This window comes from Bradyrhizobium sp. Mp27 (assembly GCF_029953005.1).
GTDB lineage: Bacteria > Pseudomonadota > Alphaproteobacteria > Rhizobiales > Xanthobacteraceae > Bradyrhizobium > Bradyrhizobium barranii.
On record NZ_JASAUS010000003.1, the window covers coordinates 230,607 to 244,159 of the forward strand.

The 13,553-nt window shown below is 65.4% G+C and carries 15 protein-coding genes; 7 read left to right on the forward strand and 8 right to left on the reverse strand.

The window, feature by feature from the left end:
* Positions 1 to 121 precede the first annotated feature (121 nt).
* Complete coding sequence (locus QJT78_RS03965; protein ID WP_038942196.1) at positions 122 to 421, reverse strand: hypothetical protein; 300 nt, start codon at positions 419 to 421, stop codon at positions 122 to 124.
* 126 nt (positions 422 to 547) lie between these two features.
* Complete coding sequence (locus QJT78_RS03970; protein ID WP_028149135.1) at positions 548 to 1,018, reverse strand: MarR family winged helix-turn-helix transcriptional regulator; 471 nt, start codon at positions 1,016 to 1,018, stop codon at positions 548 to 550.
* A gap of 97 nt (positions 1,019 to 1,115) precedes the next feature.
* Between QJT78_RS03970 and QJT78_RS03975 the strand changes: the two genes are divergently transcribed.
* Positions 1,116 to 1,484: an antibiotic biosynthesis monooxygenase family protein gene (locus QJT78_RS03975; RefSeq protein ID WP_028149136.1), complete on the forward strand. Its 369-nt coding sequence runs from the start codon at positions 1,116 to 1,118 to the stop codon at positions 1,482 to 1,484.
* A gap of 186 nt (positions 1,485 to 1,670) precedes the next feature.
* Here the strand turns inward: QJT78_RS03975 and QJT78_RS03980 are convergent, their stop codons facing one another.
* Positions 1,671 to 3,365, reverse strand: a complete 1,695-nt coding sequence (locus QJT78_RS03980) for a bifunctional diguanylate cyclase/phosphodiesterase (RefSeq protein WP_028149137.1) — start codon at positions 3,363 to 3,365, stop codon at positions 1,671 to 1,673.
* A gap of 221 nt (positions 3,366 to 3,586) precedes the next feature.
* Between QJT78_RS03980 and QJT78_RS03985 the strand changes: the two genes are divergently transcribed.
* Positions 3,587 to 3,847 carry a hypothetical protein gene (locus tag QJT78_RS03985; RefSeq protein WP_038942197.1) on the forward strand — a complete coding sequence of 87 codons (261 nt, stop codon included), beginning with the start codon at positions 3,587 to 3,589 and terminating at the stop codon, positions 3,845 to 3,847.
* A 92-nt stretch (positions 3,848 to 3,939) separates the two neighbouring features.
* Here the strand turns inward: QJT78_RS03985 and QJT78_RS03990 are convergent, their stop codons facing one another.
* From QJT78_RS03990 to mtgA, 3 genes are all read right to left on the reverse strand, one after another.
* Positions 3,940 to 4,575, reverse strand: coding sequence for a hypothetical protein (locus QJT78_RS03990; RefSeq protein WP_028149138.1), 636 nt, complete (start codon positions 4,573 to 4,575; stop codon positions 3,940 to 3,942).
* Positions 4,576 to 4,718: 143 nt separating this feature from the next.
* Positions 4,719 to 4,901, reverse strand: a complete 183-nt coding sequence (gene rpmF / locus QJT78_RS03995) for a 50S ribosomal protein L32 (protein ID WP_028149139.1) — start codon at positions 4,899 to 4,901, stop codon at positions 4,719 to 4,721.
* A 169-nt stretch (positions 4,902 to 5,070) separates the two neighbouring features.
* Complete coding sequence (gene mtgA / locus QJT78_RS04000; protein ID WP_028149140.1) at positions 5,071 to 5,745, reverse strand: monofunctional biosynthetic peptidoglycan transglycosylase; 675 nt, start codon at positions 5,743 to 5,745, stop codon at positions 5,071 to 5,073.
* A 161-nt stretch (positions 5,746 to 5,906) separates the two neighbouring features.
* On the opposite strand from mtgA, the gene QJT78_RS04005 reads away from it, so the two are divergent.
* Together QJT78_RS04005 and QJT78_RS04010 are read left to right on the forward strand one after the other, a co-directional pair.
* Positions 5,907 to 6,830, forward strand: a complete 924-nt coding sequence (locus QJT78_RS04005; RefSeq protein ID WP_028149141.1) for a polyprenyl synthetase family protein — start codon at positions 5,907 to 5,909, stop codon at positions 6,828 to 6,830.
* Positions 6,831 to 7,044: 214 nt separating this feature from the next.
* The gene (locus QJT78_RS04010) at positions 7,045 to 7,731 is read left to right on the forward strand and encodes a DUF1345 domain-containing protein (RefSeq protein ID WP_028149142.1); all 687 of its coding nucleotides are present in this window, start codon (positions 7,045 to 7,047) and stop codon (positions 7,729 to 7,731) included.
* A gap of 45 nt (positions 7,732 to 7,776) precedes the next feature.
* Here the strand turns inward: QJT78_RS04010 and QJT78_RS04015 are convergent, their stop codons facing one another.
* Entirely contained in the window at positions 7,777 to 9,594 is a 1,818-nt protein-coding gene (locus QJT78_RS04015; protein ID WP_028149143.1) for a caspase family protein, read from the reverse strand.
* A 172-nt stretch (positions 9,595 to 9,766) separates the two neighbouring features.
* Positions 9,767 to 10,195, reverse strand: coding sequence for a GFA family protein (locus tag QJT78_RS04020; protein ID WP_028149144.1), 429 nt, complete (start codon positions 10,193 to 10,195; stop codon positions 9,767 to 9,769).
* A gap of 94 nt (positions 10,196 to 10,289) precedes the next feature.
* Here QJT78_RS04020 and QJT78_RS04025 point away from each other — a divergent pair, with 94 nt between their 5' ends.
* The 3 genes from QJT78_RS04025 to QJT78_RS04035 all read left to right on the forward strand — a co-directional run bounded on the left by QJT78_RS04025 (position 10,290) and on the right by QJT78_RS04035 (position 13,370).
* Positions 10,290 to 10,664, forward strand: a complete 375-nt coding sequence (locus tag QJT78_RS04025; RefSeq protein ID WP_007598116.1) for a nuclear transport factor 2 family protein — start codon at positions 10,290 to 10,292, stop codon at positions 10,662 to 10,664.
* A gap of 179 nt (positions 10,665 to 10,843) precedes the next feature.
* Positions 10,844 to 11,713, forward strand: a complete 870-nt coding sequence (bla, locus tag QJT78_RS04030) for a class A beta-lactamase (protein ID WP_028149145.1) — start codon at positions 10,844 to 10,846, stop codon at positions 11,711 to 11,713.
* Positions 11,714 to 11,759: 46 nt separating this feature from the next.
* On the forward strand, positions 11,760 to 13,370 hold the full coding sequence (locus QJT78_RS04035) for a Na+/H+ antiporter (RefSeq protein ID WP_038942200.1): 1,611 nt from the start codon (positions 11,760 to 11,762) through the stop codon (positions 13,368 to 13,370).
* Positions 13,371 to 13,553 lie beyond the last annotated feature (183 nt).

The window sequence follows — 13,553 nt, forward strand, 5'->3', positions numbered from 1 at the left end:
GGTGCAGCTATTATTTCGGCAGGCCGTGCCCGGCGGCAGAGGTCGGCCACACGATCGAGCGACTGAACGCGGTCAGGCGCGTGGCGTGACGCTCCGCTTCACCCCGCCGCTCTCTCTATCGTTACGCCCGACACGACCTCAGGCGATTGAGCGTGGCACGATCGGCCGATGCGAGCGCATTGCTCCACTCCCGTTCGGAGAGGTCTCCGACCAGGCTGGAAAGGCTGATGGCAAGCGCACGAAGCCGCGCATTCTCCTCAAGAAGCAAAAAAACGTCGTTCGACGGGGATTCATCGTCCGAAAAGCTAGCGCCTTCGCAGAGCTGCTGCGACAAGAGTTCGAAAGACTCGTCACGCACGATATCTTCGGCAGTGGAAATCAGCTTCTGTCTCTTATGACGCATTAAATCTTCATCACTCATGGCAAATTCCCCAACTCAGGACATGCCTCCAACCGCATTTGGATACATCGATTGAGTCGGCGGCGGATTTGAGTCCGAAATGGGCTCACACGATGTACGCCTCGTGTCCCCCGGCGCCTCGCTTGCTTATTCGTTCGCTTCACCGGCGTCTTTCAGACCGGCTCGCAGTGCGGTCACGACGCGATGGGCCACGTCGATATCCCTGACCGACAATCCATCCGCAAGGCCGTTGACCCAGGGGACCTGCAACCGGCCGGCGGCGTCGTAGACCTGCCTGCCCTTGTCGGTGAGGACCACGAGCTGGGCACGGCGGTGATGCGGGTTGGTCTCGAACACGACGAGACCATCCCGCTCGAGGTCGTTGACGATGCGCTGCACGTTCTGGCGATTGGCGCCGAGATTGCGGGCGAGCCAGGCGACCGGCTCCGGGCGCTCGGCGTCGGCGATCGCCCCCAGGATCTGCCAGCGCGCACTGGTGAGGCCGAGCGACGTCACCAGCCGGTCGCCGGCGGTCAGAAGCAGGCTGTTGGCGCGGAACAGGTCGAGGATAAGGCCGGTCAGGGCTTCGCCCGCCGGGGTCCGTTTGGTCTTGTTCATTTGGCACTACTGCTCCGCATTGACATCATGATGTCAATTAGCTATATCCGGGACTGTCGAATTGACATTATGACACCAAATTGACCGGAGCAATGTCATGCCCCTCATGCGCCCCCTCGACCCTACCTTCCCGATCGACCGTCAGATCGCGCTCGAAACCGGCCCCGTGGTGCTCGTCAACGTGTTCACGCTCGACGCCGAGGATGAGCAGAGCTTCCTCAAGACGTGGCAGGACGACGCCGCCTTCATGAAGCGCCAGCCCGGTTTCATCTCCACCCAGCTTCACCGCGCCGTCGGCGACAGCCCGACCTATCTGAATTACGCGGTGTGGGAATCCAACGCGCATTTCCGCGCCGCTTTCACCCACCCGGAATTCCGCGCAAAGATCGCCGCCTACCCCTCATCCGCAGTGGCGAGCCCGCATCTGTTCCAGAAGGTTGCGGTGCCCGGTATTTGCGTGGGGTAGCAGCCTCATCGTCATTGCGAGCGCAGCGAAGCAATCCAGACTGCCGCCGCGGAAAGATTCTGGATTGCTTCGCTGCGCTCGCAATGACGGAGGAATGTGGCGCGAGGGGTGGGCGCGCTTCGCGCCTTCGCACTTCGAGCTACGGCGGACAAGCCGCTTCGCCTACCCTACGATATCTACGGTGTCTCAGCCTGCCGCAGGCAGCGCGCTGTCCGGCGGCGTGCCCCATGGGCGGTCGGCTGAGGCGAGGCCGATCAGGCGGCCCTGGATGTAGTCGCAGCCCCAGTCACGCAGCATGGCGGCGGCCTCTTCGTCCTGCACCCACTCGGCGACCGTCTTGATGTCGAGGCGGCGGGCGAGGTCGATCAGGGTCTGCACGAAGGCGCGGTCGTCGGCGGAACGGGTGATATTCTGCACGAAGGCACCGTCGATCTTGACGATGTCGACGCCGAGCTTGCGCAGGTTTCGGAATGAAGTGTAGCCGGCGCCGAAATCGTCGATGGCGATGCGGCTGCCGAAATTCTTCAGCCGCGTGACGAAGCCGCGCACGTCATCGATGTCCTGGATCGCGACCGTCTCGGTGATCTCGACGATCAACCGCTCGGCGACGCCCGGGTGAGCCAGCATCAGCGACTCAATTCCCGCCCACCAGTCCGGATCCATCGTCGTATCGGGCGAGATGTTGAGGCTGAGGCAGATGTCGGGCGCGGCCGCGAGCTCGGCGACCACGAGCTCGAGCACGCGGTGATCGACCAGGCGGATCAGGCCGAGCCGTTCGGCGACCGGCACGATGTCGGGCGCGAGCAGCACCTGGCCGTCGCCCTGGTCCATCCGCACCAGGCATTCGTGGAACGCGCAGTCGCGCGAGGCGGCCGCGACCACCGGCTCATAGGCGAGCTTGATGCGGCGCTCGTTCAGCGCGGTGACGATCTCGTCGGTGACGCGGATGTTGACGCGGCGCTGTGCGTCCCGCGCGGCATCCGGACGCCACGCCGCGAACGAGCCGACGCGGCGTTGTTTTGCCGCGTCCAGCGTCTCATGGGCGCGATTGACGGCCTCGTCGGTGTTGCGGGCATAGCGCGGCACGCTGACCGCGCCGATCGACGCCGTGACCGAGACCGGCCCGGATTTGGTCGGCACCACCTCGTCGCGGATACCGGCAAGGAAGCGCTCGGCGGCGACGTTCATGTCATCGACGGTGCAGTTCTTCAGGATCAGGCCGAACTTGTTGCCGGAGAAACGGCCGAGCACGTCGCCGCCGCGCAAGCGGGCGCGGATGCGCTTGGCCACGTCGAGGATCACGGCGTCCGCGACATCGAAGCCGAAGGCGTCGTTGACGCGGGCGAGATGATCGATGCCGACCAGCATGAAGGCCGCGGTCGAGCGGAAGCGGGTCGTCTCCTCGATCGCCTCGGCCAGCGCCGCGATCAGGTGGGAACGATTGAGCTCGCCGGTCAGGGGATCGAGCCGAGCCAGCTTGGTCAATTCCTCGTCGCGGGCGTGGCGCTCATTGTTGATGCGGACGGAGCCGATCGCGCGCACCGGGCGGCCATCGGGGCCGGCGAACCAGCGGCCGGTCTCCTCGATCCAGACCACGGGATCGGCGGCGCTCATGCGCACGCCGTATTCGACCCGGTAGGGCGTGCCGTCGGCGCCGTGCACCGGCGAGGTCTGCGCCAGCGCGGCGGTCCGCAGCGTCTGCGCGGGCTCGATCAGCTTGGCGAATTCGGCGCCGGTCGCGAGCCGCTCGGGCGGGATGCCGGGAAAGACGCTGGCAACCTGCTCACCCCACACGATGGAATCGCTGGCGATGTCCCAGGCGAAAACGGCCTGACCAAGAGCGGCCAGGATGTCGGAGGCTTGCGGCAATGCAGGGGTCAAAATCGCCTCGTTTCGGGACAGCAGGGAGTCCTGAGTCGGCACAGAATACGGCCAGATTCGACTCCGACTCTAGGCAAAGTTCATAAACAATTTGGAAACCATGTTTCGCAGGCCCGCGGAACCAAACCGGCCCGGCCGGCATAGGCCTTGCGAGTACATGACACGCACCGGCGCCAGCGTCTCGAAACGCGACAGGCCTCGCCGGATCAACGGTGATTGCGATGTTAAGTACTGATCGATCGGACTGCGCGGACAACGGCACGGGCACGGCCCTGGTGCCGCTGCTGCCGACGTTGCAGTGGGTCCACAAGGCGCCGCTGCCCCGTCCCGATCCGAGCTTCGTCACCCAACTCATCGCCAACGCCGAGCACCTGCCCCAGTCCAGCCGGCTCCGCCGCGCCTCGTCCGAGGATGCGCAGATGGCCTATGGCGACAAGCACCCGCTCGGAACCGTCACCGCGCGCACGCGACAGGTGGCTTAAGCACGACGAATTTGCTGAGAGAGGTGGAGCCCTTCACCTCTCCGCGCAAGCGGGGCGAGGGAGCGCACCGCCATTGCGGCAGCGGCTCACGATCAGCGCGGCGCGTCGGGAGACGGCGGCGTGCCGTTGCCCGGTTGCAAATCCGGCGAGGGAATTTCCGGCGAGGACGGGTTCACCGGCTTCGGCGCGGGATGATCCTTCAGCACGGATTCGGCGACCGACTGCGCTGACGGCGCGGGTGGCACCGCCGGCGCAGACACCGGCTCGAACTTGGGTTCGGGCGCCGCGTCGTCCGCTGCCGCTTCGGCCTGGCGCTTGGCCTTGCGCGGCGCCGGCACTGTCGTCTCCGCGACATAGGTGACGCGGCGGCGCGTGCGCTGGGCAATACCGCCGAGGAAATCGGCCATCGCGAGCAGTACCAGCAGGAAATAGGTCGAGTTGCCGAACTTGGGCCACATCACGAATTCGGCCGCGGCAGCACCGAACACGATCAGCGACAGCAGATGATCCATCAGGAATTTCGAGCCGGGCCGCGCGCCTTTGACCACCTCTAGCAGCAGCAACACGATACCGAGCGCGAGCATCACGTCGGCAAGCGTGACCGGCCAGGTCTCGCCCGTGATCATCGGCACCTTGAACAGCACGTCCGTAAAGGACACGGTCGGCATCAGGAAGGCGATGATGTTGTAGACCGCGAGCGGGATCAGGAGCAGCGGGAAACCGACCATCGGCGAAATGCCTTCTCGATCAAGATATCCGGACAGGACAATGCGGCCGCGAAGCATTAGCTCCGCCGCCGTCATTGTCATATCTCATTGGGTGGCCGAAATCAGGCAGGCGAAATGATCCTGCCCGAAGAAAGGTCCTAAATTCAGGACTCTTTCTTCTTCAGGACCTGACGGCCCTTGTACATGCCGGTCTTGAGGTCGAGATGGTGCGGACGACGGAGCTCGCCGGAGTCCTTGTCTTCCGCATAGGTCGGCTTCTTGATGGCGTCTGCCGAGCGGCGCATGCCACGACGCGACGGCGAGGTTTTTCTTCTCGGAACGGCCATTTCAATATCCTCTAGGGATTGGTGTTGTCAGGGCATCGTCCGCGAGGGGACGGCTCAGCACCCGCAAACCGAGGCGAGCTGAATGCCGATCAAGGCCGGGCTTATAGAGGAAGGCTGGCCGTAAATCTAGGCTCTTGGACCGGAAAATACGTCCGAAAAGGGCCCAAAATCAGCGATTTTCCCGCCAGCAGATCAAAAGCGAGTTCGCCTGCGCCCTCGCCACATAGGTCCCCGCCAGCCGCCGGACGCCAGGCCCGGGGGTCCGGGCGCTCCGTTTGACCGGATTGGGCAGGATCGAGGCCAGAAGTGCCGCCTCCCGGGGTGAGAGGTTGGCCGCTGACTTGCCGAAGGCATAGGCGCTGGCCGTCTCGACCCCGAACTGGCCTTGGGGACCGAGCTCGGCAATGTTGAGGTAAATCTCGAGGATTCGCGCCTTGGGCAGGACGAGATCGATCCACAGCGCCAGCGGGAATTCCAGCGCCTTGCGGACGAAATCCCGCCCCTGCCAGAGGAACAGGTTTTTTGCCACCTGCTGGGTGATGGTGGAGGCGCCCCGGAAGGGCGTACCGTCCTCCTTCGCATCGTCGATCGCCTCGCGCAGCGCGCCCCAGTCGATGCCATGATGCTTGCAGAAATGGGCGTCCTCGGCCGCCACCACCGATCGCAGCAGTGAGGGCGACATCGCGGCCAGATCAATCCACTCCCGATGCATCGGCGCGCCCCGGAGCGACCGCCAGGCCATCAGCGTCGAAACCGGATGGCCGGTGCGGTAGAACGGCGCGATCACGTAGGGCGCGAGAGCCACGACCACGAGCGCTACCAGCAGGATCTTGACGATGCGCAAATCGACCTTTCCGGCGCAAAATGAAACGCGGCCACGGATCCCGCCATTAAGTCTGTGATAATTCGGGCCTTTTCCAGCACTTTTTAGGCCTTCCAAACGATTGACTGGGGCGGGCGCATAAAGGATTGTCCCGCCGAATTTTAGTTCTGGAGCCCTTCTTGATGACCGGCACGTCCCCGTCCGATTTCGCCAAACGCCTGGACAAGACCGCTGATGACACCGAAGCCCTGCTTGGACGCCTGCTCGCGGACGACATCCTGCACGATGAGATCGCCCGTCCCAAGCGACTGATGGACGCAATGCGCTATTCGAGCCTCAACGGCGGCAAGCGTCTGCGGCCGTTCCTGGTGGTCGAGAGCGCCGCCGTATTCGGCGTTCCCCGCGAGGCTGCCCTGCTCGCCGGCGCCGCGCTCGAATGCATCCACTGCTATTCGCTCATCCATGACGATTTGCCGGCGATGGACAATTCGGACCTGCGTCGCGGCCGCCCCACCCTGCACAAGAAGACCGATGACGCGACCGCGATCCTCGCCGGCGACGGCCTGTTGACGCTCGCCTTCGACATCATCACCCGCGATGAGATCCACCGCGACGCCAATGTGCGCCTCCTGCTGACGCGCGCGCTGGCGCGCTGCGCCGGCATCGGCGGCATGGTCGGCGGCCAGATTCTCGATCTCGCCGGCGAAGGCCGCTTTGGCGGCAACGAGCCGATCGATGTCGCCCGCATTCAGCAGATGAAGACCGGTGCGCTGCTGCGCTACGGCTGCATCGCGGGCGCGATCCTCGGCCAGGCCTCGCAAAAGGAATATCAGGCGCTCGACGATTACGGCCGCGCGCTCGGCGAGGCCTTCCAGATCGCCGACGATCTGCTCGACGTTGAAGGCGATGCGGCGGCCCTCGGCAAGCCGGCCGGCGCCGATGCCGCACTCGGCAAGACCACATTCGTCACCCAGCTCGGCATCGAAGGCGCCAAGCAGCGCGTGCGCGACCTGCTCGCGCGGGCCGACGGCGCCGTGTCGATCTTCGGCGACCGCGCCGCCGTGCTGCAAGCCGCCGCGCGCTTCGTCGCCGAGCGGAAGAACTGATGTAATGCACGATCTTTACCTCGCCCCGCTTGCGGGGAGAGGTCGATATTCAAGCGCGGCTTGAATATCGGGTGAGAGGGAGCCTCCGCGAATCCAGCTCTCACCGTCCTTGCGGAGGCGCCCCCTCACCCCAACCCTCTCGCCGCAAGCGGGGCGCGGGAACAGGCCGCCGCTGCGGCGACAACGAGAGTTGAGCGAGAGGGCTGGAGCCATCATGGCCACCGACAAAGACGATCCCGTCCTCGTCCGCTTCCGCAAGATGTCGCGGCCGATGCGGCTGATCTATGCGCGGCCGCGCACCTTTATCGCGCTCGCTGCCGGCCTCCTGGTCTGCTTGCTGCTGCCGGGATCGCACCGGCTGGTGACGCGGCTGCTGTTCGGCTGGGATGCGTTGATCGCGGTTTATCTCGTGCTGGTCTACGCGATGATGCTGTGCAACGACCAGCAGCACATCCGCCGTAGTGCCGCAATGCAGGACGACGGCCGCTTCGTGATCCTGCTGGTGACGGCGATCGGCGCCTTCGCCAGCATCGCAGCGATCATGTCTGAGCTCGGCACGCCGCATCGCGGGGCGTGGGAGTTGACCATCGCGATCGCCACCATCGCGCTGTCATGGGCCGCCGTGCACACGACCTTCGCGCTGCATTACGCCCATGATTATTACCGGCACCCGCCGGGCGGATTGCAGTTTCCGAGCGGCGATAAGGAAGATCACGCCGATTATTGGGACTTCGTCTATTTCTCGTTCGTGATCGGCATGACCGCGCAGGTCTCCGACGTCGGCATCACCGACAAGACCATCCGCCGCACCGCGACCGCGCATGGCATCGTGTCGTTCATCTACAACACGGCGCTGCTGGCGCTGACAGTGAACATCGCGGCAAGCGCGATCTCGAACTGACGTCGTCCCGGCAAGCGCCGAGACGACGGCGTCGATGGCGCGATCCTAGTTGCACACCTCGGCATTGGCGTCGTTGCCGGGGCCGCCGCCGCCGCGATATTCGAGATGACAGCCGCGGTTGACCGGGCGGCAGCTGCCGCCATTGCAGAAAATCTGCCCGCCACCCGAGGCGCGGCCGGCGCCCGCGGCAGCCGCAATGCCCGCGGCGGCGCCATAGCCGCCCGCCGCGCCACCGGCCTGACGGCGCTGCCGTGTGGGACGCTCATCGCCGTCGTCGCGCTTGGCAGTTGCGGGCTTGGCCGTCGCAGGTTTGGCGACGCGCTGCTTCTCGCACGCATTGTCGTCGTTGATCGCATAGCCCTCACGGCAAACGATCTTCGTGCACGTGTCGCCGTCGGCCTTGAAGCCGTGCTCGCAGACCAGCGGGCAGACGCGCGACGGCTTTGACTTGACGGTATCGAGCGCATCGGTGCTCGCCACTTTCACGTCGAGCTTGGTGCCGGCGTAACGGTTGAACTGCGACAGCGAGCGCCGCGAAGTTGTATTCCAGTTGCCATCGGCCTGCCCGGAGAAGCAGCCGACGCGGCCGAGCTCGGTCTGCACCAAGCGGCTGAGGTCGACCGGCGTGGTCGTCGGCGTCAGCGAAGCGACGCTGGTGCCGGCGGGGCTCGCCGTGCTGGCGGGTGCAGCACCTGGCGCCGCGGCGGCGAGGTCGACGCGCTGCTGCTCGGCCGCGGCCGCCTGCTGCTGCACCTGCTCCTTGGCCTTCTGCGCGGCGAACTGCGCCTGCTCGGCGGCTTTCGCATCAGCCGCAGCCTTGGCCTGCGCATCCTTCTGCGCGCCGAGGGCGGCAAGACGATCGCGTTCGGCCTCGGCCTGCTTCGCCTTCTCGGTGGCCGCCGCATGGGCCTGCTCGGCACCGATTTTTTCGACCTGAAGCTTGGCGAGATTCGCATAGAAGCCGTCAGGATGCTGGGCCAGGAATGCCTCCCAGGCCGGCCTGTTGCCAACCTGGAGCGCGAGCTCGTAGTCGCGGCGGATATCGGCCGCCTGCGGGCTCGCCATAGGCGCCACCGGAGCGGCCCCGACCACCTTGACCGGCACCAGCGGCACGTCCTCGCCGCCGAGCGAGCCGTACACGAACGGCTCCTGCTTGTTGCCGGTCGATTTGAGCACGTCGTCGCGCACGAAGCCGAAGGCGCGGCGGACGTCGAGGCCCGGCGTCGTCAGATGCTTCGACAGCGCGACCGTAAACGGGCTGTTGGCGCCGTCGCCGTCCTGCGCCGTGAAGCCGGCCTTGGCCGAATACGCGATCAGCGTGTTGGGGCTGTTCGGCTCGACCTGGGCGAGGCCGCGGCCGATGCCGCGCGAGACAACCGTGCGCTTCATGGTCTTGCCGAACGGATTATCGCGGCAGGCGTCGAGGATCACCAGGCGAAGCTGCCTGGCGGGCTTGACCGTGACCAGGACGCGGTCGAGCGACAGCCCCTGGTCGTAGACATCGGTGTCGCGTTCGAGCTTGGCGTCAACAGGGATCAGATAGTTCGAGCCTTCGACCTCGATGCCGTGGCCGGCATAGTAGACCACGGCGATGTCGGCATCGCGCGTCGCATCGGCAAAATCGCGCAGCACGCGCCGCGTCTCCAGCGCCGACAGATCATGCCGGGACTCCACAACTTCGAAGCCGGCGTCCTTCAGCGTCTTCGCCATCACTGCACCGTCATTGACGGGGTTCGCGAGCGACGGCGCGTACTGATATGACGAGTTGGCAAGGACCAGCGCCACGCGCTTTCCGGCGAGAGCGGGCGCAGCGCCGAACAAGAGAGCCAGAAAAAGCGGACAAAGTCCGAGCAGGCTACGCATGACAGAATTTCCAGAGATCGGGAGCAATTCGGTCGCCCTTTGGGGATTGCCTTAGCAGAGTCCGCCATCGCATTTGTGATGGAGATCACGAAGACGATGCCTGCGAACTGCCAAGGAACTCTTTAGTCTCGCCAGAGCTATAGCGGTTCGCTGGCGCAGGCCAAGTATGCGCTCAGTCACCCCCGATGTGTCCCCGGTATTGCGGCAGCTCGTCCGTGATCTCATGCCAGGGCGCCTTCGAGCCGACGAAAATGTGGGCGCTCGGGCGGATCGAGGGGGCGTCAACCAGGGTTCCCATGGCGACATGGACCCATTTCCCCTCGCGCACCCGGGAATAAAGCAGCGAGCCGCAGCGGGTGCAGTGCGCGTCGTGGGTTGTGTCGTCGCCATAGATGAGGCGCTGGTCCTCGCCACGGACGATGCGCAGCTTGTCCTGCACAATCCCGGCGAACGGCTTGAAGGCGGAGCCGGTGGTGCGGCGGCAATTCGAACAGTGGCAGTTCAGCGCGTAAGAGAACGCGTCCGCGACCTCGTAGCGCACGGCACGGCAATAGCATTCGCCGGTGAGGATACGAGCGTTCGAATTTTCTGATCCGGTCATTCCAGCGTCCCCGCGCAATTGGCGCAGACACCCATAGCGCATTTTGATGTGTACGACTAAGTTCGCCCCGAGCCATCATTCAAAGGGGTGACCCATGAGCCAGAACCGTTCGAGCGTCGAAGCCGTCGTGCAATCCTATTTCGACGGACTTTACGAGGGCGATGCCGAAAAACTCGGCGCGATCTTCCATCCCTCCGCCGATTTGCGCTGGGTCGAGAAGGGCGAGCTTCAGGTGCTGACCGTGCCCGACTGGCTCGACCGCGTGCGCAAGCGCCCTTCCGGCAAGGCCGAGGGCAAGCCGCGCGAGGATTTCATCGTCACCATCGACCGCTCGGACGACAAGACCGCCTTCATCAAGGTCAGGTGCCAACTGCCGCCGCGCTTTTTCACGGATTATCTGGTGGCGATGAAGCTCGCCGACGGCTGGCAGATCGTGTCGAAGTCGTACCGGTATGACCTGAGGGAGTGAGCGGGACGCACCGTGAGACTCCCTCTCCCCGTTCTTACGGGGAGAGGGTTGGGGTGAGGGGCTGCTTCCGCGAACACAGTGACAGTTGGACTCGCGGAGAGTCCCCCTCACCCGCCGCGCTTTCGCGCGTCGGCCTCTCCCCGCAAGCGGGGAGAGGCGAAGAAAGGAAATCGCCCATCATGCCGCTCGACCGCCGTTCCCTGCTCGCCTCGCTCGCCTGGATGGCCGCCTCTCCCGCGCTCGCCGCAGACGCACCGCCGGAGCTCGAATCCTACGAGCGCGAAACCGGCGGGCGGATCGGGGTCTATGCCGAGAACCTCGCGACTGGCGCGAAGCTCGCATGGCGCGCCGACGAGCACTTCGTCATGTGCTCGACGTTCAAGGCTTCGCTCGCGGCCTGCGTGCTGGCGCGGGCCGATCGCGGCGAGGAGCAGCTTGCGGCCATGATCCCCTACGGCAAGGCCGACCTGCTCGACTACGCGCCGGTCGCCAAACAAAATCTCGCCGCCGGCACGATGTCGGTCACCGACATGTGCAAGGCCATCGTCGAGCTCAGCGACAACACCTGCGCCAACCTGCTCTTGGCGCGGGTCGGCGGCCCCGCCGCGCTCACGGCCTTCTGGCGATCGCTCGGCGACACCACCTCGCGGCTCGACCACAACGAGCCCGAGCTCAACCGCTCACCGCCCGGCGATCCCCGGGACACCACGACGCCGGCGGCGATGGCCGGCAATCTGAAGCGGCTGGTGGTAGGCGAAGCACTGTCGCCGGCCTCGCGGACCCAGCTCACCGAATGGATGGTGGGCTGCAAGACCGGCGCCAACCGGCTGCGCGGCGGCCTGCCGGCAGGCTGGAAGATCGGCGACAAGACCGGCAACAACGGCAAAGATGCGTCGGGCGATATCGCGGTCGTCTGGCCCAAGCTCGACAACAAGGCGGATGTACCAATCCTGATCGCGGCCTATACCCAGGGCGGCAGGCCCAACGCCGCGCAGATCGAAGCCGTGTTCGCGCGCGTCGGACGCATGGTGGCCGAACGGCTGGCGTGAGCCGCGACGCATTGACCTTTTGGCCGCTTCCGGGCCAAGACAGGCCATGATCGCAGCGAAATTTCAGACCTTTCTCATCCTGCTCACGGTGCTGGCCGGCACCGCGCTGGTCGCCCGCCGCTTCAACATCGCGCCCGCCATTCTCCTGATGCTGTCCGGCGTCGGCCTCGCCTTCGTGCCGGGCATGCCGCCGGTGGAACTGCCGCCGGAACTGGTGCTGCTGATGGTGCTGCCGCCGCTGATCTACTCGGCGAGCGTCGCGATGAGCTGGCGCGAGTTCAGGAACAATCTGCGGCCGATCGTGCTGCTCGCGGTCGGCGCGGTGATCTTCACCGCGGCGCTGGTGGCTGCGGCCACGCATTATGTGATCGGCCTGCCCTGGACCATCGGCTTCTTGCTGGGGGCCATCGTCGCGCCGCCCGACGTGGTGGCGCCGCTCGCGATTGCGCGCCGTCTGAACATACCCCGCCGGCTCCTGGTCATCCTCGAGGGCGAAGGGCTCGCCAACGACGCGACCGCCCTGATCCTCTACCGCTTCGCGCTTGCGGCCATCCTGGTCGGCCATTTCTCTCTGCCGCTGGCAGCCGGCGAGTTTGTCCTCATCGTCGCCAGCGAGATCGCCTTTGGCATCGGCATTGGCTGGCTCTCCCTTCGCTTCCGCAAATGGTCCAGGGATCCGCAGGTCGAGTTGACGCTGTCGCTGATCACGCCCTACGTGTCCTACTGGCTGCCCGAGCATCTCGGCGGCTCCGGCGTGATCGCGACCGTGGCCTGCGGCCTCTATGTGAGCTGGAACGGGCCGCTGCTGATCTCGGCGTCGACCCGCCTGCAGGGCATCTTCTTCTGGGATCTCATCATCTATCTGATCGAGGGCCTGCTGTTCCTGCTCACCGGATTCCAGATGCGCGCGCTCTACGAGAAGTCGAAGGCGTTTCCGCTCGACGATATCATGATCGCGACCGCCGTGGTCCTGACGGTCATCGTCATCGCACGCTTCGTCTGGCTGTATCCTGCGATCTATCTGCCGCGGATATTGAGCAAGAGCCTGCGCAAGCGCGACCCGTCGCCGCCATGGCAATGGCCGTTCGTGCTCGCCTTCACCGGCGTGCGCGGCGCGGTGTCGCTGGCGGCCGCGCTGGCGCTGCCGTTCACGTTGCCGGGCGGCGAGGCCTTCCCGTATCGCGACCTGATCCTGTTCGTCGCCTTCGGAGTCATCTTCGTGACGCTGATCGGCGTCGGCCTGACGCTTCCGCCGGTGGTGCGCTGGCTCGGTGTCGCCGAGGCCGGCCGCAACGAGCATGTCGCCGAGCACGAGGCCGAGATCGCGGCCCGCCGCCAGGCGCTCGAGGCGGCGCTGAAGTCGCTCGACGCAATGACCGAGGAAAAGGATGTATCGGACGAGGTGATGCGGCTCCTGCGCGCGCGTCACGAGATTCGTGTCAACCAGCTTCCGGATTCACTCGACCCCAACCATCACGACGTCTCCGCCGCCGGCACCGCCCTGACTCGCGACCTGATCGTCGCCGAGCGAAAGTTCATCCACGACCTCCTGCGCGACGGCCAGATCACCGACGAGACGCGGCGCCGGATCGAGCGCGACCTGGACCTGGAAGAGGCAAGCCTGGCGAACAGGGAGTATCGCGGGGTGCCGCTGTAGCTTTTTCGTCATTGCGAGCGAAGCGAAGCAATCCGGACTGCTGCCGTGGAACGACTCTGGATTGCTTCGCTTCGCTCGCAATTGTGCATGTTCCCTAATTCGCTGATTGGATCGCTCCACCGGAGGCCGATCCGATGCGCGATAATAGCTACGACCGGACGATTGAGCGCAACTATCTACAGA

What these genes read in the sequence shown, in the direction of transcription:
- QJT78_RS03965 (WP_038942196.1), bottom strand. Translation starts at nt 421, where the DNA reads ATGAGTGATGAAGATTTAATGCGTCATAAGAGACAGAAGCTGATTTCC.
- QJT78_RS03970 (WP_028149135.1), bottom strand. Translation starts at nt 1,018, where the DNA reads ATGAACAAGACCAAACGGACCCCGGCGGGCGAAGCCCTGACCGGCCTT.
- QJT78_RS03975 (WP_028149136.1), top strand. Translation starts at nt 1,116, where the DNA reads ATGCCCCTCATGCGCCCCCTCGACCCTACCTTCCCGATCGACCGTCAG.
- QJT78_RS03985 (WP_038942197.1), top strand. Translation starts at nt 3,587, where the DNA reads ATGTTAAGTACTGATCGATCGGACTGCGCGGACAACGGCACGGGCACG.
- QJT78_RS03990 (WP_028149138.1), bottom strand. Translation starts at nt 4,575, where the DNA reads ATGGTCGGTTTCCCGCTGCTCCTGATCCCGCTCGCGGTCTACAACATC.
- rpmF (WP_028149139.1), bottom strand. Translation starts at nt 4,901, where the DNA reads ATGGCCGTTCCGAGAAGAAAAACCTCGCCGTCGCGTCGTGGCATGCGC.
- QJT78_RS04005 (WP_028149141.1), top strand. Translation starts at nt 5,907, where the DNA reads ATGACCGGCACGTCCCCGTCCGATTTCGCCAAACGCCTGGACAAGACC.
- QJT78_RS04010 (WP_028149142.1), top strand. Translation starts at nt 7,045, where the DNA reads ATGGCCACCGACAAAGACGATCCCGTCCTCGTCCGCTTCCGCAAGATG.
- QJT78_RS04015 (WP_028149143.1), bottom strand. Translation starts at nt 9,594, where the DNA reads ATGCGTAGCCTGCTCGGACTTTGTCCGCTTTTTCTGGCTCTCTTGTTC.
- QJT78_RS04020 (WP_028149144.1), bottom strand. Translation starts at nt 10,195, where the DNA reads ATGACCGGATCAGAAAATTCGAACGCTCGTATCCTCACCGGCGAATGC.
- QJT78_RS04025 (WP_007598116.1), top strand. Translation starts at nt 10,290, where the DNA reads ATGAGCCAGAACCGTTCGAGCGTCGAAGCCGTCGTGCAATCCTATTTC.
- bla (WP_028149145.1), top strand. Translation starts at nt 10,844, where the DNA reads ATGCCGCTCGACCGCCGTTCCCTGCTCGCCTCGCTCGCCTGGATGGCC.
- QJT78_RS04035 (WP_038942200.1), top strand. Translation starts at nt 11,760, where the DNA reads ATGATCGCAGCGAAATTTCAGACCTTTCTCATCCTGCTCACGGTGCTG.